This window comes from Streptomyces sp. NPDC101151 (assembly GCF_044768335.1).
Taxonomy (GTDB): Bacteria; Actinomycetota; Actinomycetes; order Streptomycetales; family Streptomycetaceae; genus Streptomyces.
This window is the reverse complement of sequence record NZ_JBIWPP010000047.1, coordinates 1-26,163: the sequence shown is the minus strand read 5'-3', so window position 1 is coordinate 26,163 and position 26,163 is coordinate 1. Positions and strand designations below refer to the sequence as shown.

Below are 26,163 nucleotides of genomic sequence, written 5' to 3'. Positions count from 1 at the left end.
GGGGTGCCTCGCGGAACGCAGAGGGCGTACCTTCGCGAGTGGTCGATTGATGGTCACCGAGTAGGCCACCGTTGCACCGCAGGTTGGGAAGGCACGCCCGTGCTCAGCGTAGTCAACAACGACGGAACCACCGAGACCGGATCTCTGATGAACGACATCGTCCGCGAGGGTGCCCGGCGAATGCTCGTCGCGGCCTTGGAGGCCGAAGTCAACCAGTACATAGCCGAGTTGGCCGGTGAGCGGGACAAGGCCGGCCACCGTCTGGTGGTCCGCAATGGCCATCATCGCGGACGGATGGTGCCCACCGCCGCCGGGCCGGTCGCGGTGAAGGCGCCCCGCGTGAACGACAAGCGCGTCGACGTGGAGACCGGTGAGCGCAAGCGCTTCTCGTCGAAGATCCTCGCGCCATGGTGCCGCAAGTCCCCGAAGATCAGCGAGGTCCTGCCCCTGCTCTACCTCCACGGACTGTCCTCCGGTGATTTCGTGCCCGCGATGGAGCAGTTCCTGGGCTCCTCGGCCGGCCTCTCGTCGACGACGGTGACCCGGCTGACGAAGCAGTGGACTGACGACCACACCGCCTTCCAGGCCCGCGACCTGTCGGATTCCGACTACGTCTACGTGTGGGCCGACGGCGTCCACCCCAAGGTCCGCCTCGGCCAGGCCCACCCCTGCGTCCTGGTCCTCATGGGCGTGCGCCCCAACGGCCGCAAGGAACTCATCGCGCTGGCCGAGAGACTCGTGAACCGCTTCAAGTTCAGTGAGGACCACCACCGCGCCTGGGGCGTGAAGCGGTTGTGTCACGTGCTGGAAGTTGCCCGCTCCAGCTTCTATAAATGGCGGGCCGGCCAGGTGGCCTGCGCCGCGCGTGAGCAGGCGGACGCCGCGCTCGCCGAGCGGATCAGGGCCGTGCGTGCCGAGCGGGACGGCACCTATGGCTGGCCGCGGATCACCGCCGAGCTGCGTGAGGACGGTGAGCGCGTGAATCACAAGCGTGTCGGACGCGTCATGCGCACATACGGCATCGCCGGGCTGCGGCTGCGCAGGCGCCAGGCCACCACCGTGCCCGAGCCGTCCGCTACGCCCGTGGCGGACCTGTTCCGGCGCGACTTCACCGCCCCCCGCGCCGAACACCAAGTACGTTGGCGACATCACGTACCTGCCGGTGGGTGACGGCGAGTTCCTGTATCTCGCCACTGTCATCGACTGCTTCTCACGCCGCCTCGTGGGTTGATCGATTGGCGATCACATGCGCACCTCGCTGGTCGCCGACGTACTCAAAGCGGCTGCCGCGACCCGCGGCAGTCTGGCCGGGGCCATATTCCACACCGATCACGGGGCGCAATACACATCCCGGCAGTTCGCCGACCTGTGCGGCCGGCTGGGTGTCGTCCGGTCCATGGGGGCGGTCGACACCAGCGCCGACAACGCCCTGGCGGAGAGCCTCAACGCCACGCTCAAACGCGAAACGCCGCGAGGCGCCCGCCGCTTCACCAGTGCCGACGCTTGCCGACTGGCGGTGTTCCGCTGGGCAACCCGCTACAACACCAGACGACGCCACTCCCGCCTCGGGCAGAAGGCACCGAACGCCTACGAACATCAGCGGGCTACCATGACGCTTGCCGCATAACGACACGAACAGGTGTCCACCTTTCGGGGACAAGGCCCGTGGGTGCCGCCCAGCGGACGGGCTTTGGTGAACGTCAGCTCGGCCGGCCCGGTCCTTGAGGCTGCCTCCCGCCAGGTTGCCCGTGGGGGCAGATCATTCGGGCAGTCATCTACTCGACGGCAGTCGAGGGAGCACAGGGCCTGGACACGGCTATTTTGCGCGATAAGAATCCAGACACTCGGCGATCGCCGGGACTGCTGTAGCTGTGTGCGAGACGGGTCTGAGGCCAGGGCAGAGGCCGCCGAGGTATCGGCCGCCCGGAAACGTTCCACGTCGCTGCTGCCCTTGCCGGTCATGCCGGGTTTTGCCGTCGCATGGCCGCAAGGACCGGTGTATTCAACCCGGGGCCACGGCCCCTTCACGTGCATTGTCGGGCGCGCTCAACCGCGCGCCCGGACAGGATGGGAATCCACCTATGAGAAAGCCTAGGTCAGCGGCACTGGGACGACCGCTCCTTGCCGCGCTGACGCTGCTCGGCAGTTCCGCGCTGACGGTCCTGCCTGCCACCTCCGCCCACGCCGCCGATGGCTTCACCACACCCACCTACTGCGTGAAGACATCCACCATCGATAACTGCTACACGAGCTTCACGTCCGCCGTGAGCGCAGCTACCAACAATATCGTCAACGACGCGCCGGCCACCATGCCGGCTACCTACACCTCCAGCTGGTCCACCCTACGGACACGTATGGAGCAGGCCAACTCCTCACTGTCGGGAATACTGTTCTCGGATGTCAATAATACGGGGAAGGGAGTTGCGATCTTCGCGCAGGGCGGCTGCCAGGCCGCGACCAACCCCAACTACGACCCCGCATGGAACAACTTCCTCATCAACGGTGAGCACCAGAAGCTCTACACCTACGCGGGCGTCAACCTCAATACCGTCATGGGTGCGCGCTTCGACAACAAGGTGAACTCCGTACTCGGCCTGAACAAGTGCGCGATCGGCCTCGCAACGGATCCGAATCACACCGGGTCAGTCTGGCCTGCTGCAGGCTATTGGAGCAACGTGCCCTTCAGCGCCTCCAATGGGGCTACCTCTATCCGGTTCTTCCACAGTCCCACGTTCGAGGAGGCCTCCAAGGCCTGCGACTACGCCGCACAGGCGAAGCGCGAGGGGTGGGCTCCCAATTTCCCACAGCTCGCCGTTTGCAAGTTTTACCCGGGCACCAAGCAGGTGGTGTTGAGCGATACAAGAATAGACGGTGGGGCGCAGGGCAACTGCACCCTGGATAACGCGCAGCGGACGGTCTGGATTGACCAGTCGGTTACGAACAGCGAATCGTTCCAGACCGAGGCGGGGCAAACGGTGAAAATGGAACTCGGATTCGGTGATCTCAAGACGGGTCTCGAGCTGTCCATGAAGGAGACCTGGGGAAGGACCTGGGCGACCACCTCCCGCGTAGCGACGCAGGACGTCATGACCGTACGTCCCGGCTACAAGGGCTGGGCCACCCTCCGCCCCAGTATAGAGAGATACACCGTCACCACGGGCGTCACCTACCCCGACGGCGGTCCGCAGCAGAACGTCCAGTACAAGATGGACTTCAACACTCCTTCCACTGAAATGAACACGCAGGAAGTCGGCCTCGTAACGGCGCTGATGACAGACGCCGACCGAACCCGCATGTGCTAGAATCCGGCGCCGACGGATTCCGGGGATTGTCGCAAGTCGTGATCGGTTGTGTCAGGCAGTGAGCACTTTATGCAGACGCTCGGCTAGGGTTTCCCAGCCGAGCGTTTTGCGTCAGGGCTTCTGCGTGTTCCTCGAGTGCGAATGGTTTCGGTCGCGCTGCGTGGCGACTCAAGGGGCCTGTGCGGCTGCCAGGCAGAGCGGAAGTAACTCTCTCTCTGAGACAAAGGAGCAGGCGCTCACGTCTCCCCTGGTCGCGTGTGCTCGCCCATGTCCTCAGGTTGAACTGACAGTGTCTGCAAGGCTGCTGACGGCTCCACGATCCCTGCGGGCACTGTCACGTTGTCCGGGCAGTGGTGGGATGGTCTCCGGGTCGTCTGTCTGGGGAGGGGCGGGGTTCGTGTCTTCTGTGGTGCCGTCGTTCGCGAACCACCGCTACCCCGTGGAGATCATTTCGCCCTGCGTGTGGCTGTACTTCCGCTTCCCGCACAGCTTCCGCGAGGTCGAGGAGCTGGTGCTCGAGCGCGGCGTCGTCTTCTACAAGACCATCCGGCGCTGATGCCTGAAGTTCGGCCAGGCCTACGCCAATGGCTTGCGCCGGCGGCGTCCGCGGCCGGGTGACAAGTGGCACCTCGACGAGGTGCTCGTCAAGATCAACGGCGTGCAGAGATACTTGTGGCGGGCCGTCGACGCCGACGGCAACGTCCTGGACATCCTGCTCCAGAACCGGCGCGACAAGACTGCGGCCAGGCGTTTCTACCGCCGGCCCTGGACGACGGAGGAGCTCTGGCAACTGGTAGCCACTGCCAAGGAGGATCCTTTCTCCGGATACGGCTGTGACGGCGACGAGCGCTGGACACCGCCGGTGCGAAACTCGGTTTCCTCTGCGGCCGGCCGCCGAAGTTCGACCGGCAGGACTACAAGGCCCGGCACGCGGTCGAGTGCGGAATCAATCGCCGCAAGAGGCACCGCGCCGTGGCCACCCGGTACGACAAGCTCGCGGTCCGCTACGAGGCGACCTTCCTCGTAGCGGCCATCAACGAGTGGCCACGACTGGCCGCGTCACGATGGCGCTGCGTAACAGCGGACGGCCACCGTCTGGTGCGGGCTCCACTGCTGCTCGACCGTAGCCATCAGCTTCCAGCCCAGCCGCTCGTACAGGGCTGCCGCGGCAGTATCGGATGTGACGACGTCGAGGACCGGATGCAGGCCACGACGCCGCGCTTCCTCAACTGCTCGGCCGATCAGCAGTGCACCGACCCGATGTCCCCTCGCCTGCGGAGCAACGAACAGTCTGCCGACCACGGCGGTCATACCCCGCGTCGCCCCGTTCCGCTCGCTCCACACCATCGGGGCCAGATCGCCTTCCCCGCCTTGCGACAAACTGACATGCCCCACCAGGCGGCCTTCGAGTTCGGCAACCCAGGAGCCCAGCAGGGGACCGCGTGACAGCCACTCCCCGGGCTGATCAGGCCAGTTCACCGGGTAGCCGTCAAGCTGATGGACCGCCGCGAGGACCCGCACGCACTCCTCAACATCGCCGTCAGCCCTCTGCCGGACGCAGAGGCTCGGCCTCTCATCAGGCACCTGGGAGCTTTCGATGTTCACTCCGGAATAGAAACACAGGCCACAGAGTCACAACCAGCCACTTTTAACGCAGGCCCGAGGCCTGTTCGGCGGATCATGCCGGAAGCGCAGGGTCTGGCACGCACTCCCCCACTGCCCAAAGGCCGTGGGGACACCCCCAGCCGCGTTGTCGTCACTCGCCGACTCCCCCACGATCGGCAGCGCTCGCGGGGGGACCCGATCGCGTCGACTCCTTCCTCAGCCTTGCCGCGGCACGCACCAGACCCCGCTCACCTGCGCCGATGAGGCGCCGTTGCCCGCAGGCAGGCCTGAACCGCCGGGCAGACCAGTGCCGCATCAGGGCAAGGTTCGCCCTGTTGTCGGCCGGCGGTGTCAGTCCGTGCTGAGTGGCGCGGCTTTCTCGGCCTCGAGCTGGTGGTCGGCCCAGACGTAGGTTTCGGGCAGCAAGTCGGTGATGAGGACGGTTCGAAGGCGATCGCCTGCACCGACGATGACCTTGAGGGCGGGGAAGTAGTCGAGGAGGACCTGACGGCACCGCCCGCACGGGGGAACAACGCCTCGGTCACGGTCGCCCACGGCGACGATCGTGGCCAGCTCGTAGGCGCCCTGGGCGGCTGCCGCGCCGATCAGGACCAGCTCAGCGCAGGGCCCTCCCGTGAAGTGGTAGGCGTTGACCGCGGTAACGATCCGGCCGTCCTGGGCCCGGGCTCCTGCTGCCATGGTGTGGTTGTCGCCCCGGCAGCGAGTGCGAGCGACGGCGGCCGCGGCCTGGATGAGTTCGTGGTCGACGTCGTGGGTTTGCGTGGTCATCTTCTCTGCCTTCGTCGGATGTCAGGTGACGTTGGCCCGCGTGACGACAGTACGCAAGCGAATTGGGCAAGCTCCACGTTGTTCGCCTCAGCCCAGTCTCCGAGCCGGATGATGTCCTTCGTGATGGTGCAGGACAACCTCTGGGGTCCTCTAGGGCCGTGCTCGACTGCACTGTATCGTTGGACCGTGACGGTGAGCTATCAGGCAATTACCATACGGGTACTGTCGGAGAGTTCGGCCTCAGGATGGACGTTGCGCGACGGCGAGACCTGGTGCATGGTCACCCCGCCGCATCACACACGCCGAGACCAGGGCTGGAAGCTGCACCTTTCCGCGACCCGGCCGTCCTCGGCGCAGGTCCTTGAGCACGCGGCGAGGGTCCTGGTGGCCCACGGGTGCGCGTTCAAGTTCGCCGTTTCACCCCGCATCACCGCGGATCTCAACTCCGTCCGGGCCCCGCGTGCTCAGTCGGGCAAGTTCCTCACTGCCTATCCCGGCGACGACGACCAGTTGCGCACCCTCGCCGAGCTTCTTCACGAGGCCACCCGCGGTCTGACGGGACCCACGATCCTCTCTGATCGGCGATACCGGCCGGACAGTCTGGTTCACTACCGGTACGGAAGCTTCGCGTCCACTCGCCGACTCAACGACGAGGGACTGTACGAGGGGCGGCTGCGGGCACCAGACGGGACGTTTGTCGCGGACGAGCGCAACCCGTGGTTCTCACCCCCGACCTGGGCCCCACTCCCGTTCGAGCCGCCCGCGTCCGCCGCATCCGGGCGACGGCGCGGCGACCGCGTACTCCTGGCCGGCCGCTACCGCGTCGAGGAGGCCATCCGACACTCCAACCGCGGCGGCGTCTACCGGGCGCATGACCGGCGCACCGGCGATGACGTGCTGGTCAAGGAAGCCCGTCCGCACGTGGGTGCCGACGCGTGCGGAAGGGATGCCAGGCACTGGCTGCGGCACGAGGGCGACGTCCTTGAGCGGCTCGCGCCACTTGGCATCACTCCGGCCGTGCGCGAGGTCTTCGAGGCCGCCGGGCACGTCTTCCTCGTGCAGGATCTGATCCCGGGCACGAACCTGGCACGGTGGTGCGCCGAACGTCTGGCTCGCGACGGTGGCCCGATCCCGACACCGGTCGCCTGGAGGGTCGCGCGCGAACTCACCCGGCTGATCGGCGCAACACACGCCGCCGGGTTGGTGCTACGCGACTTCAAGCCCGGCAACGTCATGATGACGCCCGATGACATGCCCGTCCTGGTCGACATGGAATGCGCGATCCGCTTCGGCGAGGACGCCCCCGTGGTGGGCACGCACGGGTTCACGGCACCTGAGTACCTCGACCACGGCGACGCCAAGCCGGCGCCCGCGCCCGGCCCGGAAGTGGACTGCTACAGCCTGGGGGCCACCCTCCTGCACGTGGCCTGCGGCATCATCCCCCAGCTCGCCGCGGATTCGCCCGCCCACCGCGGCGCCGGTGAACGCATCGGGGCGCTCGTGGACACCGCCGTCCCCACCTCGCCCGCACTGCGCGCCCTCGCGCCCCTCGTCCTGGGCCTGACCGCCGACCTCCCGAGCCGCTGGACGATCGAGGAAGCCGCCGCCTTCCTGCGTCGGGAACCCGGCGCCTCCGCCTCCGTGACCGCCGGCCCGGCCCTGACCCACGACGCCCTCCAGCGACTGATCCGCGACGGCTTGGCGCACCTGGCCGCGACGATCAACCCGGTCGACGAACATCTGTGGCCACGCCCCCGCTCGGCACCACCCGGAGACCCGTGCAGCGTCCAACTGGGCGCGGCCGGCGTCCTGTCCGTCCTCGACCGGGCCGTGCGCCACGGCGAACACACCGCCGGGCCCACCCTGCGCACCACGGCTCGCTGGCTGGACGAACGCCTCGCCGAGCCCGACCGGATCCTGCCCGGCCTGTACTTCGGCCGCTCCGGCACCGTCTGGGCGCTGCACGACGCCGCCCTCACCCTCCGCGACGACGAACTGGCCGACTCCGCACGCCGATACGCCCTGCGCATCCCGCTCGACGGCACCAACCCCGACATCTGCCACGGCCTCGCCGGCGCCGGCCTGGCACAACTACACCTGTGGCACACCACCAGCGACCCGCGCTTCGCCGAACGCGCCTCCCACTGCGCCGACCAGCTCCTGCACCTGACCAGCGGCGTCGCCGCCCGGGCCGCACACCACCAGAGCGGACCGTTCGGCTCCGCCCCGTACGGATTCGGGCACGGCACCGCCGGGAACGCCGCCTTCCTGCTCGCCGCGGGCCGTGCCCTCGACCGCCCGGACCTCGTCGACGTCGCGACCCGTGCCGGACACGCCCTGTGCGCGGTCGCGCGCACGAACGACGACGCCGCCGACTGGCCCAAGGAGCCGGGCCAGACCGAGCGCACCGACCTGAACTTCTGGTGCCACGGCGCCTCCGGCATCGGCACCTTCCTCATCCGGCTGTGGCGCGCCACCGGCGAGAGACGATTTCGCGAGTACGCCGAACGCGCCGCCCACGCGGCCTACCGCGACCGCGCCCGGCTGGGCCCCAGCACCTGCCACGGTACTGCCGGAAACGCGGAACTCCTGCTCGACGTCGCCGACGCCACCGGCGAGGACCGCTACCGCGAGTGGGCCGCCCAGATCGCCGCCTGCCTGCATGCCCGCACCACCCTGCGCGACGGACGGCTGCTGGTCCCGGACGACACCCTGCGCGAAGTCAGCGCGGCCTACAACGTCGGCCTGGCCGGCGTCCTGGATTTCCTGCTGCGACTCAAACACGGCGGGAACCGCTCCTGGCTGGTCGACATCGCCTGACCGCCGGGCACAACAAGAAGAGGAGACACCACCATCGACGCTCTCGAAGTCCTCGAACTCCAGGAACTGCCCGAAACCGACGAGCAAACACTGGAACCGATGATGTGCTGCGACACCGACCACACCTCGGGCCAGTGCACCGACCCGCCCCGCTGTAGCCCCGAGTAGCCACGGACAGAGCATAGGGAGATCCGTCGTGGGGGGGCGGGACCGCGCCCCGGCGCCCCACCACCGCAACCCCCCGAACAGAGTCACACAAAGTCAAACACAAACACAAGGGCAACCCCCCCCCCCCGTGGTCCCCCCGATTCCCCACGTACACACATTCGTGATCTCCGTGGTTTGCACCCGCCCCGGGCGCCCCAACACGACGCCAGGCAACGGAGGCTTCCCTGAGACAATGGGACACGCTGCTGCCTCGGGACACCGCCGCCGCGGCCCTGGATCTGGTCGCCACCCTGGCCGGGCGGCCCCGTCCCGCCCCCGCGTGCGTGCGGCCCGACCTCGACGGCGGCGGCCCGGGAATCGCCCTGGTCTACCACCAACTCGACCAGAGTCTGCCCGGACACGGCTGGGACGCCCTGGCCCACGGCTACCTCGCCGCCTCAGCCGCCGGAGCCCAACGCCTCAAAACCGCCTCCCCTGGCCTGTTCGGCGGACTCACCGGCCTGGCCTTCACCGCGTGGACCCTCACTCGCGACACGAACGTGCTCCCCACAATCCACGACACCCTCCTCCATGAGGCCACCACACGAGCGAACTCACTCGGCAACCACCCTCACGGCGTGCCCGCCCGCACCTTCGACGTCATCTCCGGGCTCACCGGCACCGGCGCGTACCTGCTGTGCCGCCACCACGAGCCACAAGCACGGCACGCCCTGCGCGCTGTGCTCACCGCCCTTGTGACCCTGTGCGGCGAACACACCGGAACACCTCACTGGTACACCCCCGCAGCGGAAATCCGAGACTCCGCCACACGCGAAGCCTTCCCCCACGGAGTGCTCAACTGCGGCCTGGCACACGGCATCGGTGGCCCACTCGCCCTGTTCTCCCTCGCCCTGTCCGCCGGCATCATCGTCCCCGGACTCCCACAAACCCTCGCCCGGACAGCGCACTGGCTCGCCGCGCAACGCATCGACGACGAACACGGCCCCGACTGGCCCGGACTGATCGCCCCGCCCGAACACCCGGCCGCCGTCAAGCCCCGCCCCGCCCGCACCTCCTGGTGCTACGGCAGCCCCGGCATCGCCAGATCCCTGTGGCTCGCCGCGACCGCACTCGACGATCCCACCCTGCGCGACCTCTCCGTGCAGGCCGTCAAAGCGGTCCACCGGCGCGCCGCCGCACGACGCCACCCCCACAACGCCCCGGGCCTGTGCCACGGACTCGCGGGCCTGCTCCACATCACCTCGCGCTTCGCCCACGACACCAAGGACCCGGAACTGACCCGCGCCGCGACCGAGCTCACCGAACACCTCCTGGCATCCGACGATTTCGTGGCAGCCGGCGGCCCCGGATTCCTCGACGGTGCCGCCGGCGTCACCCTTGCACTCTTGGCCGCCGCAACCGACACACCCCCGGACTGGGACCGGTCTCTCCTCCTGGCGTAGGGCGACCTGCCGAACACCGAACGATGAGCAGGCCGATCCCTACCGGGCCATCCGCTTGCCCCTGGGCCTCGGAACGCTGTCCCCGGACGATGCCCAGGCAACCGTCCATCCCCTTTGCCCCGGTGAGGTGCACGTCGTCCATACAGACGTACTGCGCGAGGACCCTGATGCGGGCGGTGCCCTCCAACGCACTCAAGGGGTTCCGCGCCATGGCCACCCGTGACGTCAAGAGAGCACAGGTCTTCCACGGCACGGTCACCCTCGCAGCGATTTGGCTATGGCTCCGAGGATCCCGCCGGACAAGTCCTAGTCGGCGAGGCCGCTCTCGGCGAACTCGGCATCACTCATCGCCGGACCGGCGAAGAAATCCTTCATGAGTTCGTTCAGGTCCAGCTCCGTGGCGCCGGCCGGCGCGCTGGGCTTGGCGCCATCGCCCATCCTCAGTGTCAGGCCCAGCTTCTTGACCTTGGCGTTCTCAGCCAGCTTGGCGAGATCCACATCCACCTCGGTCAGCTCACCGTTCTTGAGCGTGAAGTCCGCCGTCGCCGCGGTGTTCGGGGCGTCCTTCAGATCCTTGTCCGTCGGCAGCTCCATGCCCGGCGGAAGGTCCTTCGCCAGCGGGCGGATCTCGCCGAGCAGCTCAGTGATCAGCGTGCGGAAGGGGGCCGTGGCGGTGACGTGCTCGGTTCCGTCCCCACCGCCGGATGTCTTGAAGTCCACCTCACGGGCGATGACCTTGCGGAGGGCCCCCACGAGCTTCTTCTGCGTCTTGGCGTCAAGGGACGGGTCGGGCGCGGGGCCGCCCTGGGCCCCCTGGCCTTCGGCGGCGGCCTTCTCCATCTCCTTGGTGCTGAACTTCACCCACTTGCCCTCGATGACGTTCTTGATCGCCCCGGCCTCCGGGGGCAGGTCTTCGGCGGCGGGCACGGGGGTGCCCATCATCTTGCCGAGGACGTCGGTGTCGGCACGGACGTAGGCGTAGTCGCCGATCACCCGGTACTCGGCGAGGTCGCCGTCCTTGCTGCTGATCTTCATGGCCATGCCGACGAAGTCCTTCTCACCGGACTCATCGATCGGCTTCTTCGACTCCAAGGTGACAGCGATCTTCGCACCGCTGATCATCTCGGCGGCCTCATCCGGCATCTCTTCGCCGGGCGCGGGCTCGGACTCGGCATCCAGCGCCTTCAGGGACGCGACGTCGGTGTCCAGGTCGAGTTCGAAGGAGAGCGTCTTCTTCTTTCCGAGCTTCTCGAAGGCCCGGTCCAGCTTCTTGCCGGCGGAGAGCTGCTCCACCGTTCCACAGGCGGCGGAGCCCGCGAGGACGGCGCCGACGACGGCGGTGGCGGTCAGGGTCTTGCGTATGGCGTTGATGATGATCTCCTCGTGGGTCAGATCACAGCGTGATCGATCAGGAGACTCACAACCTGCCCACAAGGTTGCACGCCTGCCCTCCGGTCGCCGACGCACCAGCGCCGACGGCGGGAAGCAGTTGGACGCGCTGCGGGAGCCGGCCGGCCAGAGAGGCCGAGCCCACCAGATCTCCGCGGCCCGGTGCCCTCCGGCCACCGCGGAGAGTCGCGGTGTGCCGGTCGCTGCTCGGGCAGGTCGGCAGCGTACGCGGCGAACAGCGGCGTCGCGACTGATAGCCGTGCCGCCCGCCCGGCACGTTGAAGGCCGTCGCGGCCATAGGAGCGCCACCAGGGATCGCGTCTGATGATCACTGGGAGCGGAGCGGGCCGCTGCTGCCGGAGCTCGGACGGCCACTGCCGCCCGCTGTCCTTGGTCGTCACCGGCGGACAGCGGGCGGACTGCGCCCGGTCCCAGACGGTGCCGGGGAAGATCCGCGTTCCGCGGGTCGGTCCGGGCCGACCGAGCACGAAGTCCGACAGCATCGCGTCCGACAAGGGATACAGCAACGGCCCGTACCACGAGTACCTGCGGCACCGGGCATCCGGCACACGATGGCACCCTCCGCAGGACGATGTGAGAGGTGCTCAGGGCCTTCGCCTCCGGTTGATGAAGAGCAGGACGCAGGAGACGACGGAGGAGGCCAGTCCTGCGTACAGCAGGGGCGCCGTCCAGAACCACACCGCTTCGGTGCTGGGGCCGCTGGTCCAGTGGCAGGTGATGGACGGAGGGAAGCTGTCCACGCTCACCGATGTCAGCCCGTAGTCCCGCCCGACATCCATGTACAGACCGTCACCGGTCCTGTCCCCACACACGTCGAGCGGTGTCGACCACTCCGACCATCAGGCAAGGGAGCCATCGGGGCACCCTCGAGGGATGCCGTCTTGCCCTAACGGACGTAATGGGAACGGGTGTTGAGTGGCTGCAGGACCCGACCGCGTATCTTCACCCGTAGAGCACGGCCGGGGCACCACAGACGACCGCGACGGCGAGGTGACGACCATGACCACGCACTCCCCACGATTCTCCCACGGCCAACGTGGACAGGCTGACGGACCTGCGGCGCTCCGGCGGTTCTCGCTGCTGGTGTGCTGGGACGGCGAACGCTCAGTCCCCGGTCCGGCTCTCGCACGATAACGGCGTCCGGGTGAACACATGCGGCTGCTGTGCTGCCGTGTTCGGGAATGCGGAGGCCGCACAATGACCGCCGATGACGCGTCGTTGCAGAGCATCGGACACCGTCGTCGTCGGTGACGTGGCGGTTCTGGCGGGCGTCGACGGCGAGCGCCTCGGCGGCGCGAGGAAGAGCAAGGCCGGCATCCTCTCGCTCGATAGAGATCCTCACCGACGCGGCGGCAGCCGGTGCGGTGATGCCGCACCAACTCTGTCTGGTGCGGCCCACGTTGGCTCTCCGCAGGCCCCATCGGCCGAAACTGATCCAACATTGACGGAATTGACAATCGAAGAGACGCAGGCAGTGGGTCGCTGTCTCCGAGCAGGAGGTTCCCATGATCATGGTGCTAGCAAACGCCAACAACGAGGACAGCGGGTACTTCGTCAACGTCGCCGAGCTACCCAACCATGCGTGGTACATCGCGCAGCCCCCGCTGCAACAACAGCGGTTGAGCGCAATGGCAGCTGACCCAAACTCCTATCTGGACGTGGCGACGGCAGTCGACTTCGCCCGCAATCTCGTAGTCGCTGCGGTCGATGGCAGTGGCGGCCAGGAGGAGATAGATTTCCTGGCCGCCGCTTACCGTGAGCGTGGTCATCTGAGCGTCCATGACCCGGCCATGAACCCCAACTTCCTCGGCTTCCATCTGGCGCAACTAGGCGTCCCTCAGGACCAAAGGCTCACCCTGGTCACAGGATCAGTCACCGACTTCGGCCACCATGTACCAAAGACCGACCTGTTCATCCCGCATCCGGGCCCTGCATGGGTGGGCGCCCTGGACAATGACGTGGCGACCTGCATCGAGTATGTGCTCGGCAGGCAGAGCACCGCCTTCGTGCTGACCGATGCCGAGCCGACGTCCCCTCAGTCCACGAATTTGGCGAACAGGCTGGCTGCCATCAATCAAGCCAACGCAAACCAGACCGGTTATCTGCCTCTCGTGACCACGATTGAAGACCCTGTCGTGAGAAGGACCGAGACGGACAGGTTCGTGACATTCGGCGAGCCGGGGATGACCATACGGACCCACCACTCCCCGGAATACAAAGTAGTCCGGATTACCCGGTGAGGAGGCGTTGTCGACGTGGCGCCACGCCAACCGACTTGCTGCCCTTCTTCTGCGCCTGGGTGTCACCGACAGCGAGTGAGGCATCCGCGTCGCCCAGGTGCGTGGTGCCGCAATTGCGGACCGCGTCCCTCAGTCGGTCGGCAGTGAAAGACCTTCCCCTCCGTGGTGCGCCGGGCCTGTGCATTGTCTGGCCGCCGTGATCGAGATGCCGACGCCGTAGCCCGGCGCCCGGTCCGGCAGCACTCATCGTCCGATCTCACGGGTTGTGGTCAGTTCCCATCGGCAGCACGGCACGGGCAATGCCGGTGAGGTTGCCCTGCAGGACGAGGATCTCCCTCCGGTCAGATCCGTCGAGATCGGCGGCGTAGACGTTTCCGGCGAGGTCGGTCACGTACATGCGGCGATCGTCCGGATCGAGGGCGAGTCCGATGCCTTCCATCAGGTGGGTCAGGAGGATCTCGGGCGTCCGCCGCCCGTTCGGCGGGTCCATCGGCGAGCGGTTCACGCTGTTGCCGAGCGGCGGGTCCCCGCGATCCGTCCAGTACAGCATGCGTTCGCTGAGGTCGAGTTCCAGGTCGATCGGCTCCGGCAGCCCCTCGAACAGCACCTGGATGTCGCCACGTTCGACCGCGCTCTCCCCGGCGGGCAGGTCGATTCCGGCCCGTAGGATTTTCCCGAGTCCCGCGTCGCTCGGGCCCTTCTGCGTCCAGTAGAGGTGTCCGCCGGCCAGGTCGACGGCGACCCCCACGCACCACCTGGTCTCGTCACGGCGGTCGTCGTCCCCCTCACCCGTCTGCACAAGGGTCTCTACGTTCGTGCCGTCCAAGTCGCAGCGCATCACCCGCATGCCCTCGCGATCACCCCAGTACAATTTCCGGCCGGCGGCATCGAATTGGAGCTGCTTGGGCGTGTGCGTGCCCCCGCTGGGGACGATCGTGGTGCGGTTCCCCCCGTCCAGGTCAACGCGTTCGATCGAGCCGTCGTTCTCCGGGGGAAGGCCCATGTTCGTCCAGTAGATGTGTCCGGTCGCGGCATCGACGGCGATCCCGTCGGGGATCCGGCACCCGGTGACGACGACCGTCTTGTCGGAGCCGTCGGGGTTGACGGAGAACAGTCGGCCGCCGCTGCTGGCCTCGAGCACGAACAGCCTCTCCCGGCGCCGCATCACGGTCGCTCCTTCGCCGGACGGCCGTCCTCGGCGCCGATCGGGTCGGACGGGTCGTGCCGGGCGCGCACGGCCAGCAGGGCCGAGAGCATCGCGTCGCGGCGCGCGGCCAGTTCATCGACCGAGCGGCCGTTCGCCTCTTGCAGGACGCCGCCCACGATCGTCTTCGCGAGCTCGGCCGTGAACTCGGGGGTGCCCAGTTCCTGCCATGACGCCACCATCCGAGGCATGAGGGTGTCCATGAAGTGCTGGATTCCACCCTCTCCTCCGCCGAGATGCCACAGCAGATGGGGGCCCATGACGCCCCATCGGAGCCCCGGCCCCCAGGACACCGCGTCGTCGGAGTCCGCCACGTCGAGCACCCCCTGCTGGACCAGGTACACGACCTCGCGGTACAGGGCGGCCTGGATGCGGTTGGCGACGTGCCCGGGAAGCTCCTTCTTGAGGTGAATCGGTTTCTTGCCGATCGCGGCGTAGAAGGACATGACGTCCCGGACTGTCTCCGGGGCGGTTCTCGTCCCGCCGACGACCTCGACCAGCGGGACGATGTGCGGGGGATTGAAGGGATGACCGATGACGGTCCGCTCCGGACGCCGGCACTCGGCCTGGATGACGCTCATCGTGATACCCGACGAACTGGACGCGATGAACGCGTCCGGCGGCGTGGCGTCGTCGATGTCGGCGAACAGCTTCACCTTGAGCTCTGGGCGCTCCGGTGCGTTCTCCTGTACGAAGTCGGCGTCCGCGACGGCCTGACGCAGGTCCGTGGTGAAGCTCAGGCGCTGGGGCGAGGCTTCGGGCGCGAGCCCGATCGAGGCAGCCGCGTCCCATGCCGCCTCCACGTACGACCGCAGGGCCGCCTCCGCGGTGGGGGCGGGGTCGGTGGCCGTGACGTCGAATCCGCGGACGAGATAGTGCGTCGCCCAGCTCGCACCGATGGTGCCCGCGCCGACGATCACCACGCGGTGGACGGGCCTGTGCGCATTCATGGCTGGTCACTGCTCCTCGGGTGGGGTTGGGACGCGGGCTGTCGTAGTGGCGGGGGGCACGTGGCGGGCATCAGCGGCCGTGCCAGACGGGAGTGCGCTTCTCGGCGAACGCCCGCGCGCCTTCCTGCGCGTCCTCGCTGGAGAACAGCCCGCTCGTGAGCTCGTCCTGGCGAGTGAAGGCGTCACTCTCGTTCAGGCCCTGGGTTTCGCGCAGGACCTCCTTGACCGCCGCCAGCGCCAACGGTGCGTTCCGCGCGACGCGCCCGGCCAGCTCCCGGGCCACGTCCAGCGCGGCGCCCGGTGGGGTCAACTCATTGACGAGGCCATACTCCTTGCCCTCGGCGGCGGTCAGTGGCTCGCCCGTGAGCAGGACGCGCGCGGCGACGTGGTACGGAAGGCGGCGCGGCAGCCGGACGAGTCCGCCGGCTGCCGCAACCAGACCGCGGGTGACCTCGGGAAGTCCGAACCGGGCGTCTTCCGCTGCCACGATCAGGTCGCAGGCGAGCACCATCTCGAAGCCGCCGCCGAGTGCCCAGCCCTCGACTGCGGCAATCAGCGGTTTGCGCACCGCCGTACGGGTGAGCCCGCCGAATCCCCGGCCGGGAAGCACCGGCAGCTCGCCCTTGGCGAACGCCTTCAGATCCATGCCCGCGCTGAATACCCCGCCCGCGCCCGTGAGGACGCCGACCGACAGTGCCGGGTCCGCGTCGAGCAGGTCCACGGCAGCCGCGAGCTGCAGCGCGGCCCCGTGGTCTACGGCGTTCTTCTGGGCAGGGCGGTTGATGGTGATGGTCAGTACGCCGCCACGGCGTTCGTGGAGCACCCTGTCGGAGGCCTCGGACGCCATGCTCATCTCGGCGTCTCGGCTTGCGTCGTGGCGGGGATCGCTCCCTCGGCACGCAGCCCGGCGATCTCGGCGGGGCCGAATCCCAGCTCGGCGAGGATCTCGTCGTTGTGCTCGCCCAGGTCCGGCGCCCGCTTGGCCGGCACCTTCGGCACCCCTCGCACGTTGACCGGGCTGCTGATCGTTTCCTTCAGCCCGCTGACCCCTTCCAGGGGCACGACGATGTCGTTCGCGCGCAGCTGCGGGTCCTGGGCGGCCGCCTCCGGCGTCTGAATGAGGCTGTAGACGACGCGTTCCCGGTCCAGGATGTCCTTCCAGTGGGCGAAGGGCCGCGAGCGGAACTCGGCGTCGAGCAGCTCGGCCAGCGCGGCGGCGTTCTCGACGAAGCCCGCGATGTCCGCGAAGCGGGGATCCTCGAGCAGCTCCGGGTGCCCGATGGCCCGTGTGAGTCCGGGCCAGTGCCGGGGTGCGGCGACCAGCATGAGCCACTCGTCGTCCGCTGTTCGATAGGTGTTGATCAGCGGGTTCGCCGGCGCCTTGCGGTCGTGCAGCTCGAACGGCGTGCCACCGGCGAGCGCGCCGGCCACGAGCGTTCCCGTGGCCCAGACGCCCCCGGCGAGCAGTGACGTCCCCACGCTGGCCCCTTGTCCGGTCTGCTCACGGCGGTACAGGGCGGTCACGATCGCCGCGTAGATGGCGACGGCCGACATGTAGTCGCCGGCGCCCCAGACCGGCACCGTCGGCGGGACTCCCGCGTCCCGGGTACAGGCCAGCAGCCCGCTGCGCGACCAGGCGGCGGTCAGGTCGAAGCCCGGCTGTCCGGCGTCGGGGCCGGCATCCCCGAAGCCGGTGATGTCGGCATGGACGACCCGCGGGTTCCAGGCCGAGACCTCGTCGTAGCCGAGGTGCAGCTTCTCGCGTGTGCCGTGCGGGAAGTTGGTGATCACCACGTCGGCCCACTCGACGAGGCGCTTGAGGACCCCGACGGCGGCGGGGGACTTCAGGTCGATCACCATGCCGCGCTTGTTGCGGTTGGTGAGGTGCCAGCCGTAGTTGGACTGTGCCCGGGGGCTGGGCGGCACGGAGCTCAGCCGCCGCTGTGGGTCGCCCGTCCCCGGCGGCTCGATCTTGATGACGTCCGCTCCGAAGTCGGAGAGCATGGTGGCCGCGGCCGGTGCCGCGATGAAGGTCGACGCGTCGAGGACCTTCAGGCCGGTGAAGACGGATTCGGTGGTCATCTCCGTCACCTCACGAAGGCGCTCAGGCCGTCGGTCACGGCACGTCCGACGATCAGGGTCTGGATCTCCCGCGTGCCCTCGTACGAGTAGATGGCCTCGGCGTCGGCGACGAACCGGCCGATCTTGTAGTCGAGGAGGATGCCGTTGCCGGCCATCAGTTCCCGCGCCCACCCGACGTTCTCGCGCATCCGCATCGTGCAGTGGGCCTTCGCCAGGGCGGACTGCTCGTCCCGGTAGACGCCGGCGTCCTGCAACTGGGCCAGGCGCGTCACCATCCCGCACGAGGCCGTGGCGTTGCCGAGCATCTTCACGAGCAGGTCCTGCACGAGCTGGAAGCTGCCGATCGGGCGTCCGAACTGCTCGCGCTTCTTCGCGTACTGCAGGGCGATCTCGTAGGCGGCGAACATCACTCCCACCGCCTGCCACGCCACCCCGCTGCGCGTCTGGCGCAGGATCTTGGCGGTGTCCTTGAACGAGTTCGCATTCTGCAGCCGGTTGGCCTCCGGAACGCGGCAGCCGTCGAGCACGATGTCGGCGTTCTGCACGATCCGCAGGGCCATCTTGTTCTCGATCTTCGTCGCGGTGAACCCGGGAGTGTCCTTCTCCACGACGAAGCCCAGCACGTGCCGGGTCTCGACGTCGCGGGCCCAGATGACGACCAGGTCGGCGAAGGTCGCGTTGCCGATCCACCGTTTGGCTCCGTCGAGGATCCATGCGTCGCCGTCGCGGCGCGCAGTCGTCTGCAGGCCGCCGGCCACGTCCGAGCCTCCGTGCGGCTCGGTCAACCCGAAGGCTCCGATCTTCTCGAAGCGGCTCATCGCCGGCAGCCACCGCCGCTTCTGCTCGTCGGAGCCACAGGTGAAGATGGTGCCCATGGCCAGACCCGTGTGCACGCCGGCGAACGTCGCCACGGACGGGTCGACATGCGCCAACTCCAGCGCCATGAGGCCCGCGAGGAGGTTGCTCGGCCTGGTTTCCGGGGAGTCCGGGTCGGCCCAGTCCACAAGACCGAGCCTCCCGAAGCCCTCGACCAGCTGGAAGGGGAACTCGGCCCGGGCCCAGTAGTCGTCGACGATCGGGGAGACCTGTGTGCGGAGGAACTCGCGGACGGACTCGATCTTCTCCCGCTCCTTGTCCGACAGCAGTTCCTCGTAGGCGTAGAAGTCGGCGGGCAGCAGCCCTTTGTCCAGGTAGGGACCGGACGGTGTCGGCAGGGTCGTGGTGCCGCTCATTGCAGTCTCCTTCAAGCGGTGTGGGGCGTGGCCCGGAGATCCGCGCGTCCGTCAGCGCCCTCGACGCCCGGCGTTCGGTTCCCGGGCGCGATTAAACGCGGGCCCGGGGCCGGTCCCCAGGACCCGCGCCGCCCAGGGATGAGGTGTGGCCACGGACCACTCCATTGGCCCGTCGCCGCCGGTGCGGGAGAGGTGAGTCAGGGCTGCCGGGACTGACGGAACGTCATGCCGGTGGTCGTGCTGGAGCCGCTGCTGCCGGTCGATGAGCCTCGGGCCGGTACGAGCGACAGCTGATCAACGAGACGGTTCACAGGGAAGCGGCACCACGCGCCACGTACAGCCGCCCACCGCCGCTCCGCGCAGGGGCCGGACCGACCCGCCAACTTCTCACCCTCCGCGTCGACGTGCGGCACGGCGTTCTGAAGCAGGGACATCAGAGCGGGGACCAGACGCGTCCGGACGAAGAGCGCGTCGAGCATCTCGCGCGGGCGGTTCAGATTCGCTGGGCCCGGTGGGCGACGTCGGTGCGGGAGGCTCCGCAAGGGCGTGGAGCTTCGCGGGGCGGCGCCGGCGTGGCCCGGGACGCCGGCGAATCGGTGGGCTGTCCCCGGACGCCGCAAGAGGTCCCGCGGCCGTTCTCCGTACGAACTGTGATAAATCACTGCTAAATTCCAAGACCGGCACGTAGGCATGCTTACGACCACCGCTTCGAGATGTCACCGCAGACGGGGGCAGAGGATGAGCACGGACGACCGCGTCGCGGTGACGAGCGGGATCGCACGGCTGCACGCGTCACCCGGACTTGCCGGGCCCGGTCGGCTCGGTCTGGTGACCAACCACACCGGGGTCCTCCCCGACCTGCGCCCGGCCGCGCCCGCGCTGCTCGAGGCCGGTGCGCGGCTGGTCTCCCTGTTCGGCCCCGAGCACGGACTGCACGGGACCGGCCAGGCCGGCGAGGGCGAGCCCGCTCAGGCGGACCCCACCACGGGCCTGCCGGTCCACGACACATACCGGTGCAGCGGCGAGCGCCTCGACAAACTGCTGCTGGACAGCGGCGTCGACGCCCTGGTGTACGACCTGCAGGACATCGGGGCCCGGTTCTACACCTACGTGTGGACCATGTTCGACCTGATGGTCTCGGCGGCCCGTACGGGCGTACGGTTCGTGGTCGCCGACCGGCCGAATCCCCTGGGTGGACTCGTCAGCGAGGGCCCGTTGCTCGACCCGGCGTGGGCCAGCTTCGTCGGGCGCGCCGCGATCCCCGTCCGGCACGGCCTCACCTGCGGGGAACTCGCCCGGCATCTCAACGCAACATCCGTGCCCCAAGTGGCGGGCACTGCCGCAGACTTGACGGTGATCGAGGCTGTCGGCTGGCAGCGTGCCATGGACATGGAGGCCACCGGCCTGCCGTGGGTGGCGCCCTCGCCGAACATCCCGACACCCACCACTGCCATCGTCTACCCCGCCACCTGCCTCTTCGAGGGCACGAATCTCTCGGAGGGCCGTGGCACCACGCAGCCCTTCGAGATCGTCGGGGCCCCCTACATCGACGCGCGATTCGCGCCCACGCTCGCCGAGCTCGCCCTGCCCGGAGTGCACTTCCGTGATCTGCGATACGTACCGACCTTCCACAAACACGCCGGACAGGTGCTGCGCGGAGTCCAGCTCCACATCACCGACCGCGAGGCGTTCACTCCGGTACGTACCGCCGTCGCGATGCTCACCACGCTGCGTCGGCTGTACCCGGACCACTTCGCCTGGCGCACTGCGGACGGCGGAGTGGAAGGGGCCGACCACCGTCACTTCATCGACCTGCTGTGGGGGTCCGACCAGTTGCGACGTGCCGTCGACGTGGGAGACGACCCGCTGCCGCAGTGCGATCCGCCGGCGCCACCCGGCCGGTGGGCCGGCGACGACGTACTGCTGTACGCCTGAGATCGCCTGTCCCACCTCTGCGACCTGCCGTGCTGCCCCCGATAGGAGCTGACGCTGATGCAGACTCAACAGCCGCCCATGGACAGCCTGTCGCGCAGCCGAGCCGGTCGGGCCACTCTGACCCCCGGCAATCAGCGGAGCGCGGACCACATCCTGGCCGAGCCGACTCAGGGCTGCGTTCTTAGCGCCGTGACACAGCGCACTCCGCACCGGACCGAGACTGCGCTGCGGGCGAGGTCGAGTGCCGTCCGCGGCCGGCGTACGGAAGGACAACCCCGCCGATGACCGATCGCACGACGAGGTCCCAGGCCGAGATTCGTGGCTTTCGCGCGGGCGACGGCCCGCAGTTGGTGGCGGCGTGGCGCCGTAGCGCGCCGACCGACCCCATCACCCCCGACCGCTTCCGCTCCTTGGTACTGCTCGACGCAAACTTCGATCCGGAGGGGCTTCGGGTCGCAGTCAGCGGGGACAGTGTCGTCGGCGCCGCCTACGCGGTGCGCCGTCTGACACCGATGGCCGGGACCGACCTGGAGCCGGAGCAGGGCTGGATCCCGTTCTTCTTCGTCGACCAGGCCGCACGCGGGCGCGGCCTCGGCCGCCGGCTGCTCACCGACGCCCTTGACTGGCTGCACAGCCACGGCCGTACCCGGGTGGACTTCTCCTCGTACACCCCGAACTACATCCTCCCCGGCCTGGACGCCGAGGCGTACCCGGAAGCGGCCGGGCTCCTTGAGTCCCTGGACTTCCGCACTCTGTACCAGGCAGCGGCGATGGACCGCGGCCTGGTCGGCTATCGCCTCCCGGAGGATGTCGCGCGCCGCTCGCAGGAACTGACGGCGCAGGGCTACCGGTTCGCCACCCCGTCCGACGACGAGCTGGTGACACTTGTCGCGCTGGCCGGGAACCACTTCAACCCGGACTGGGCGCGCGCGATCCGGGAGTGTCTGGCCTCGGGCACGTCGCCCGACCGGATCGTCATCGTCCAAAACCCGTCGGGCCGCCTGGTCGGCTGGGCCATGCACGGCGCGTACGAGTCGGTGGACGAGCGGTTCGGCCCGTTCGGTGTGCTGGAGGAGATGCGTGGCACCGGGCTCGGCAAAGTCCTGCTTCACCTGGTCCTGGAGCGGATGCGGGCGCGCGGTGCGCACTCCGCGTGGTTCCTGTGGACCGGCGAGCAGTCCCCGGCGGGCCATCTGTACCGCAAGGCCGGTTTCACCACGACCCGGGTGTTCCGTGTGATGCGACGGGAGGCCGCCCGATGACGCCGGCACGCCGCACCAGGCCACCAGGCGGCCCGAGCCGTCGTCACTTCGCACTCGGGCTCCCCTCGGCGCTGCTCGCATCCGGAGCCTCCGGATGCGCCGCGCCGCACCAGGGCACCGGGCGCCCCGGGGATCCGATCGTCCTCACCCTGCTCTCCCACTACGCGAGCGGGGTACTCAAGGAGGCGCTGCAGGGGCCGGTCGACGAGTGGAACGCCACTCACGACCGGGTCAAGGTGCGGACGAAGGCCGTCCAGTTCACGGACCTGCTGACCACGTTCATGGTCCGGCAGGCCGCGGGCCAGGGTGCCGACATCATCCACCCGTACTGCCTGTGGAACGGCCAGCTCGTCCAGGCCGGCGTGCTACAGCCCGCTCCGTCCGAGCACGCCGCGGAGATCACGCGCGGCTACGGAGAGGCCGCGGTCGCCGCCTCGTCGGTGGGGGGCAAGGTCTACGGCTATCCCACCGAGGTGCAGACGTACGCGCTCTACTACAACAAGCGGCTGTTGCGCGAGGCCGGCGTCCCCGGCCCTCCGCGCACCTGGCGGGAGCTGGAGGAGACGGCCTACCGCACCGCCAAGCGCGACGGGTACGGCAACACGCTGGTCCAGGGGTTCGGGCTGTCGACCTACGACGACTCCACCACCGTCGGCCAGACGCTCGCCCTGCTCAACGCCGCCGGCGGAAGGTTCGTCTCAGCCGACGGCAGGAGCACCGCCATCGACTCGCCGGCCGGCCGGGCCGTGTTCGATCTGGAGCACCGCCTCGTCACCAAAGGTGCGAGCGTCCCCGGCGTCAACGTCTACAAAGCGTTCCAGTCCGGGCAAGTGGCCATGGTGGTCAGCGCCGGCTGGTGGACCGGCAGCCTCAAGGCTCAGATGGGCAAGGACTACCGCGATGTCGGCGTCGCACCCGTGCCGGTCCCGGAGGCGGGCGCGAAGCGGGCCACGCTCTCCACCGGCTTCATGCTGGGGGTCAACGCGGCCAGTGAGCACCCGCGCGAGGCCTGGGAGTTCCTGCGCTGGCTCAACACCGAGAAGGTGAGCGTGAAGAGCGTCCAAGAGGGGGCCGAGCAGAGCGCCAAGAAGGGCGCTGCAGCGACCCGGATGAGCTCTCTGCAGGTGTCGGTCGGCTCCCTGACCGGCCGCGCCGATGACATGCGGACGCTCCTGAGCGCGGGCAGCGATCCGAACCTGCGCCCGTTCCTGGACGCGCTGGCGTACGCGGTGCCGGAGCCGAATGTGCCGGGTGCGCAGCAGGCCAAGTCGCTGCTGCGCAAGAACATCGAGGCGTTGTGGACCGGTCAGCAGTCGGTCGACGAGGCACTGCGCACCACCCGCCGTCAGGTCGATCAGGAGGTGTCGCGCGCATGGTGAACACCCTGACGCCGGAGACGACCGGGCGGACGCACCCCTCGCAGCAGGCCGGCCCCGCTGTCGACCGCCGCAGCCGGACGCGGCGCCGACAGGCCGTCGTCGCTTATCTCTTCCTGGCGCCGACGTTGCTGTTCTTCGTGGTCTTCCTGCTCCTGCCGCTCGGCTTCGCGCTGCTGCTGTCGATGTCCCGCTGGGCCGGCTTCGACCTCGGGGACATCGATCCGGTCGGCCTGGACAACTTCACCAGCCTCTTCGCGAACGGATCGACGTTCCTGGCGCCGATCCTCACCAACACGCTGCTGTTCGCCCTGGGCACCGTGGCCCTTGCGCTCGCCGGCTCCGTGCTCGTCTCCACCTGCATCGACAAGCTGCGGTTCCAGGGTCTGTGGCGCACCCTGTACTTCCTGCCGATCGTCACGACCGTCGTCGCCGTCGGCAACGTATGGAAGTACATGTACGAGCCGGGCGGCCTGGTCAACGGCGTCCTCAACGCCCTCGGCCTCGGCTCGGTGGCGTTCCTGCAGGACCCGGACACCGCGCTGCCCTCGGTCGTGGTCGTACAGGCCTGGGCCTCGGTCGGCTCGGCGATCCTGATCCTGACCGCCGGGCTGAAGTCCATTCCCGAGTCGTACTACGAGGCCGCCGCGCTCGACGGCGCCGGGCCCGTAATCATCTTCTGGAAGATCACACTGCCACTGCTGCGGCCGTCCCTGCTGTTCGTGTGCATCACCCAGTTCATCACCGGCCTGCAGTCGTTCGCGCTGATCATTGTGATGACCATGGGCGGGCCGGGTGACGCGACCAATGTCGCCGCGCTGGAGATGTACCGGCAGGCCTTCTCGTACGGCGGCTGGGGCACGGCGAGCGCCGCCGCGTTCGTGCTGTTCGTGGTGGTCCTCGTGGTCACCCTGGTGCAGTTGTGGATCTTCCGGCGCAAGGGGGAGGACGCATGATCCGCCGCCGTTTCCCGTGGTTCTCGTATCTGGTGGTCGTGACCGGCGCCGTTCTCACGGTGGTGCCGTTCCTCGACATGGTGATGACGTCCTTCAAGGGGCCTGGCGAGTCGGGCACGCTGCCGTACCGGTTCCTGCCCGAGGCCTTCGACCTGTCCAACTACCGGGCAGCGATCGACCAGCTCGATCTGCCGGTGCTGTTCCGCAACAGCGTCATCGCCACCGCCATGATCACCGGATCGGTGCTGTTCACGTCGTCACTCGCCGGTTACGCGCTCGCCAAACTGCGCTTCCCCGGCCGGGACTTCATCTTCCGCCTTGTGCTGTCGACCATGATGTTCCCCCCGTTCGTCTTCTTCATCCCGCACTTCCTGATCCTCGTGCACTGGCCGCTGGCCGGCGGCAACGACCTGTTCGGGCGCGGCGGCGCGGGCCTGACCGTCAGCGTCGCGGCGCTCGCCATGCCGTTTCTCGTCAACGGCTTCGGGATCTTCCTGATGCGCCAGTTCATGGTGTCGATCCCGGACGAGGTCCTCGAGGCCGCTCGGATCGACGGCGCCGGCGAGTTCGCCGTGTGGTGGCGGATCGTCGTGCCGCAGACCAAGCCGGTCCTGGTGACGCTCGGGCTGCTCACCTTCGTCGACGCCTGGAACGAGTACATCTGGGCGTTGCTCATCTCGACGGCCAACCCGGACGTGATGACCCTGCCCGTCGGCATCCAGCTGCTGCAGGACTACGTCGACCCGACCCGCACGATGCCCATCGTCATGGCCGGCCTCGTCCTGAGCATCCTGCCGATCCTGATCCTCTTCCTGCTGCTGCAGAAGTACTACATCCGCGGCGTGATTCTCAGCGGACTCAAGTAGACGGGCGTGCTCGACGTATGAGGGGAGGAGCGCGGTCGCTGCTTCCCTCTTGCGGCCGCCGGGCGATCTCCTGGAGGCGCAGCGGGATCGAGGCGCACTGGATCGGTGTGAGGTCAGGGCCGTCGTCGGCGAGGTGATCGTCGTCGAGGTGATCGATCAACGGCGCCAGGGTGGTGAATGGCGGTTTGCCCCGAGGCCTGGCTCGCCGGCTGCCGCCGCCTCCACCCACGCTCCGAACGCAAAGCCGACCACTACCTCGCCTTCACCAGCATCGCCTGCACCCTCATCTGCTGCCGCAGGCTCTGCGGGGCACATTCAAGTCCGCCCACACACGGGCGTGGAACGCCTTCGCCGCCCCGCAGGTTGGCCACCCACTTGTCGTCCTGCGTGCGTTTCACCGGCCGCTCCTCCTTGGTCGCAGGACACTAGCGGTGGTTTGTTAGGTCGGGACGTAGGGGTTCAGGGGTCTGCCGCTGCCGACGGCGTTGATCAGTTCCTGGAGTGCTGTGGGCGGGGGTTTCGTG

General features: G+C 68.5%; 18 protein-coding genes and 3 pseudogenes. 13 read left to right on the top strand and 8 right to left on the bottom strand.

The genetic code is table 11. The features are described 5' to 3' along the window. Positions 1-99 precede the first annotated feature (99 nt). From ACIRU3_RS42100 to ACIRU3_RS42090, 3 genes and pseudogenes are all read left to right on the top strand, one after another. Positions 100-1,627: pseudogene (locus tag ACIRU3_RS42100) on the top strand (IS3 family transposase). A gap of 454 nt (positions 1,628-2,081) precedes the next feature. After that, positions 2,082-3,302, top strand: a complete 1,221-nt coding sequence (locus ACIRU3_RS42095) for a hypothetical protein (RefSeq protein WP_404068663.1) — start codon at positions 2,082-2,084, stop codon at positions 3,300-3,302. 358 nt (positions 3,303-3,660) lie between these two features. Continuing rightward, positions 3,661-4,065: pseudogene (locus ACIRU3_RS42090) on the top strand (IS6 family transposase); the annotation flags it as partial. A 296-nt stretch (positions 4,066-4,361) separates the two neighbouring features. On the opposite strand, the gene ACIRU3_RS42085 reads toward ACIRU3_RS42090, so the two are convergent. Further along, positions 4,362-4,823, bottom strand: a complete 462-nt coding sequence (locus tag ACIRU3_RS42085) for a GNAT family N-acetyltransferase (protein ID WP_404068743.1) — start codon at positions 4,821-4,823, stop codon at positions 4,362-4,364. A 435-nt stretch (positions 4,824-5,258) separates the two neighbouring features. Next, on the bottom strand, positions 5,259-5,696 hold the full coding sequence (locus ACIRU3_RS42080) for a cytidine deaminase (protein WP_404068660.1): 438 nt from the start codon (positions 5,694-5,696) through the stop codon (positions 5,259-5,261). A 252-nt stretch (positions 5,697-5,948) separates the two neighbouring features. On the opposite strand from ACIRU3_RS42080, the gene lanL reads away from it, so the two are divergent. The 3 genes and pseudogenes from lanL to ACIRU3_RS42065 form a co-directional block, all read left to right on the top strand. Beyond that, on the top strand, positions 5,949-8,516 hold the full coding sequence (gene lanL, locus ACIRU3_RS42075; protein WP_404068658.1) for a class IV lanthionine synthetase LanL: 2,568 nt from the start codon (positions 5,949-5,951) through the stop codon (positions 8,514-8,516). Between the two features lie 491 nt (positions 8,517-9,007). Beyond that, on the top strand, positions 9,008-10,126 hold the full coding sequence (locus tag ACIRU3_RS42070) for a lanthionine synthetase C family protein (RefSeq protein ID WP_404068655.1): 1,119 nt from the start codon (positions 9,008-9,010) through the stop codon (positions 10,124-10,126). 182 nt (positions 10,127-10,308) lie between these two features. Next, positions 10,309-10,413 (top strand): annotated as a pseudogene (locus ACIRU3_RS42065) (IS5/IS1182 family transposase); the annotation flags it as partial. Positions 10,414-10,432: 19 nt separating this feature from the next. Here the strand turns inward: ACIRU3_RS42065 and ACIRU3_RS42060 are convergent. Then, positions 10,433-11,419, bottom strand: a complete 987-nt coding sequence (locus ACIRU3_RS42060) for a hypothetical protein (protein ID WP_404068740.1) — start codon at positions 11,417-11,419, stop codon at positions 10,433-10,435. A 723-nt stretch (positions 11,420-12,142) separates the two neighbouring features. Here ACIRU3_RS42060 and ACIRU3_RS42055 point away from each other — a divergent pair. Together ACIRU3_RS42055 and ACIRU3_RS42050 are read left to right on the top strand one after the other, a co-directional pair. Next, positions 12,143-12,298, top strand: a complete 156-nt coding sequence (locus tag ACIRU3_RS42055; RefSeq protein ID WP_404068653.1) for a hypothetical protein — start codon at positions 12,143-12,145, stop codon at positions 12,296-12,298. 743 nt (positions 12,299-13,041) lie between these two features. Beyond that, positions 13,042-13,776 carry a hypothetical protein gene (locus tag ACIRU3_RS42050; protein ID WP_404068650.1) on the top strand — a complete coding sequence of 245 codons (735 nt, stop codon included), beginning with the start codon at positions 13,042-13,044 and terminating at the stop codon, positions 13,774-13,776. A 256-nt stretch (positions 13,777-14,032) separates the two neighbouring features. Here ACIRU3_RS42050 and ACIRU3_RS42045 read toward each other — a convergent pair whose 3' ends face one another. The 5 genes from ACIRU3_RS42045 to ACIRU3_RS42025 all read right to left on the bottom strand — a co-directional run bounded on the left by ACIRU3_RS42045 (position 14,033) and on the right by ACIRU3_RS42025 (position 19,244). Next, entirely contained in the window at positions 14,033-14,941 is a 909-nt protein-coding gene (locus ACIRU3_RS42045) for a 3-hydroxyacyl-CoA dehydrogenase (protein ID WP_404068647.1), read from the bottom strand. Next, a complete protein-coding gene (locus tag ACIRU3_RS42040) occupies positions 14,941-15,930 on the bottom strand; it encodes a 3-hydroxyacyl-CoA dehydrogenase NAD-binding domain-containing protein (RefSeq protein WP_404068645.1) in 990 nt (329 codons plus the stop codon). Before ACIRU3_RS42040 ends, ACIRU3_RS42045 begins: the two co-directional genes overlap by 1 nt. 70 nt (positions 15,931-16,000) lie before the next feature. Then, positions 16,001-16,783 (bottom strand): crotonase/enoyl-CoA hydratase family protein, encoded by a 783-nt coding sequence (locus ACIRU3_RS42035; RefSeq protein WP_404068643.1) that lies wholly within the window; start codon positions 16,781-16,783, stop codon positions 16,001-16,003. Further along, complete coding sequence (locus ACIRU3_RS42030; protein WP_404068640.1) at positions 16,780-18,012, bottom strand: CaiB/BaiF CoA transferase family protein; 1,233 nt, start codon at positions 18,010-18,012, stop codon at positions 16,780-16,782. The genes ACIRU3_RS42035 and ACIRU3_RS42030 overlap by 4 nt, the downstream gene beginning before the upstream one ends. A gap of 5 nt (positions 18,013-18,017) precedes the next feature. After that, positions 18,018-19,244 carry an acyl-CoA dehydrogenase family protein gene (locus tag ACIRU3_RS42025; RefSeq protein ID WP_404068637.1) on the bottom strand — a complete coding sequence of 409 codons (1,227 nt, stop codon included), beginning with the start codon at positions 19,242-19,244 and terminating at the stop codon, positions 18,018-18,020. 738 nt (positions 19,245-19,982) lie between these two features. Here ACIRU3_RS42025 and ACIRU3_RS42020 point away from each other — a divergent pair. From ACIRU3_RS42020 to ACIRU3_RS42000, 5 genes are all read left to right on the top strand, one after another. Continuing rightward, positions 19,983-21,179 (top strand): exo-beta-N-acetylmuramidase NamZ domain-containing protein, encoded by a 1,197-nt coding sequence (locus ACIRU3_RS42020; protein ID WP_404068634.1) that lies wholly within the window; start codon positions 19,983-19,985, stop codon positions 21,177-21,179. Between the two features lie 281 nt (positions 21,180-21,460). Next, positions 21,461-22,441 (top strand): GNAT family N-acetyltransferase, encoded by a 981-nt coding sequence (locus ACIRU3_RS42015; RefSeq protein WP_404068632.1) that lies wholly within the window; start codon positions 21,461-21,463, stop codon positions 22,439-22,441. Further along, complete coding sequence (locus ACIRU3_RS42010) at positions 22,438-23,820, top strand: ABC transporter substrate-binding protein (protein ID WP_404068629.1); 1,383 nt, start codon at positions 22,438-22,440, stop codon at positions 23,818-23,820. Before ACIRU3_RS42015 ends, ACIRU3_RS42010 begins: the two co-directional genes overlap by 4 nt. Next, complete coding sequence (locus ACIRU3_RS42005; RefSeq protein WP_404068627.1) at positions 23,814-24,773, top strand: carbohydrate ABC transporter permease; 960 nt, start codon at positions 23,814-23,816, stop codon at positions 24,771-24,773. Before ACIRU3_RS42010 ends, ACIRU3_RS42005 begins: the two co-directional genes overlap by 7 nt. Further along, positions 24,770-25,639 (top strand): carbohydrate ABC transporter permease, encoded by an 870-nt coding sequence (locus ACIRU3_RS42000; RefSeq protein WP_404068624.1) that lies wholly within the window; start codon positions 24,770-24,772, stop codon positions 25,637-25,639. The genes ACIRU3_RS42005 and ACIRU3_RS42000 overlap by 4 nt, the downstream gene beginning before the upstream one ends. The last annotated feature ends 524 nt before the right edge of the window (positions 25,640-26,163 follow it).

What these genes read in the sequence shown, in the direction of transcription:
- ACIRU3_RS42095 (WP_404068663.1), top strand. Translation starts at nt 2,082, where the DNA reads ATGAGAAAGCCTAGGTCAGCGGCACTGGGACGACCGCTCCTTGCCGCG.
- ACIRU3_RS42080 (WP_404068660.1), bottom strand. Translation starts at nt 5,696, where the DNA reads ATGACCACGCAAACCCACGACGTCGACCACGAACTCATCCAGGCCGCG.
- ACIRU3_RS42055 (WP_404068653.1), top strand. Translation starts at nt 12,143, where the DNA reads ATGAAGAGCAGGACGCAGGAGACGACGGAGGAGGCCAGTCCTGCGTAC.
- ACIRU3_RS42050 (WP_404068650.1), top strand. Translation starts at nt 13,042, where the DNA reads ATGATCATGGTGCTAGCAAACGCCAACAACGAGGACAGCGGGTACTTC.
- ACIRU3_RS42045 (WP_404068647.1), bottom strand. Translation starts at nt 14,941, where the DNA reads ATGCGGCGCCGGGAGAGGCTGTTCGTGCTCGAGGCCAGCAGCGGCGGC.
- ACIRU3_RS42040 (WP_404068645.1), bottom strand. Translation starts at nt 15,930, where the DNA reads ATGAATGCGCACAGGCCCGTCCACCGCGTGGTGATCGTCGGCGCGGGC.
- ACIRU3_RS42035 (WP_404068643.1), bottom strand. Translation starts at nt 16,783, where the DNA reads ATGAGCATGGCGTCCGAGGCCTCCGACAGGGTGCTCCACGAACGCCGT.
- ACIRU3_RS42030 (WP_404068640.1), bottom strand. Translation starts at nt 18,012, where the DNA reads ATGACCACCGAATCCGTCTTCACCGGCCTGAAGGTCCTCGACGCGTCG.
- ACIRU3_RS42025 (WP_404068637.1), bottom strand. Translation starts at nt 19,244, where the DNA reads ATGAGCGGCACCACGACCCTGCCGACACCGTCCGGTCCCTACCTGGAC.
- ACIRU3_RS42020 (WP_404068634.1), top strand. Translation starts at nt 19,983, where the DNA reads ATGAGCACGGACGACCGCGTCGCGGTGACGAGCGGGATCGCACGGCTG.
- ACIRU3_RS42015 (WP_404068632.1), top strand. Translation starts at nt 21,461, where the DNA reads ATGACCGATCGCACGACGAGGTCCCAGGCCGAGATTCGTGGCTTTCGC.
- ACIRU3_RS42010 (WP_404068629.1), top strand. Translation starts at nt 22,438, where the DNA reads ATGACGCCGGCACGCCGCACCAGGCCACCAGGCGGCCCGAGCCGTCGT.
- ACIRU3_RS42005 (WP_404068627.1), top strand. Translation starts at nt 23,814, where the DNA reads ATGGTGAACACCCTGACGCCGGAGACGACCGGGCGGACGCACCCCTCG.
- ACIRU3_RS42000 (WP_404068624.1), top strand. Translation starts at nt 24,770, where the DNA reads ATGATCCGCCGCCGTTTCCCGTGGTTCTCGTATCTGGTGGTCGTGACC.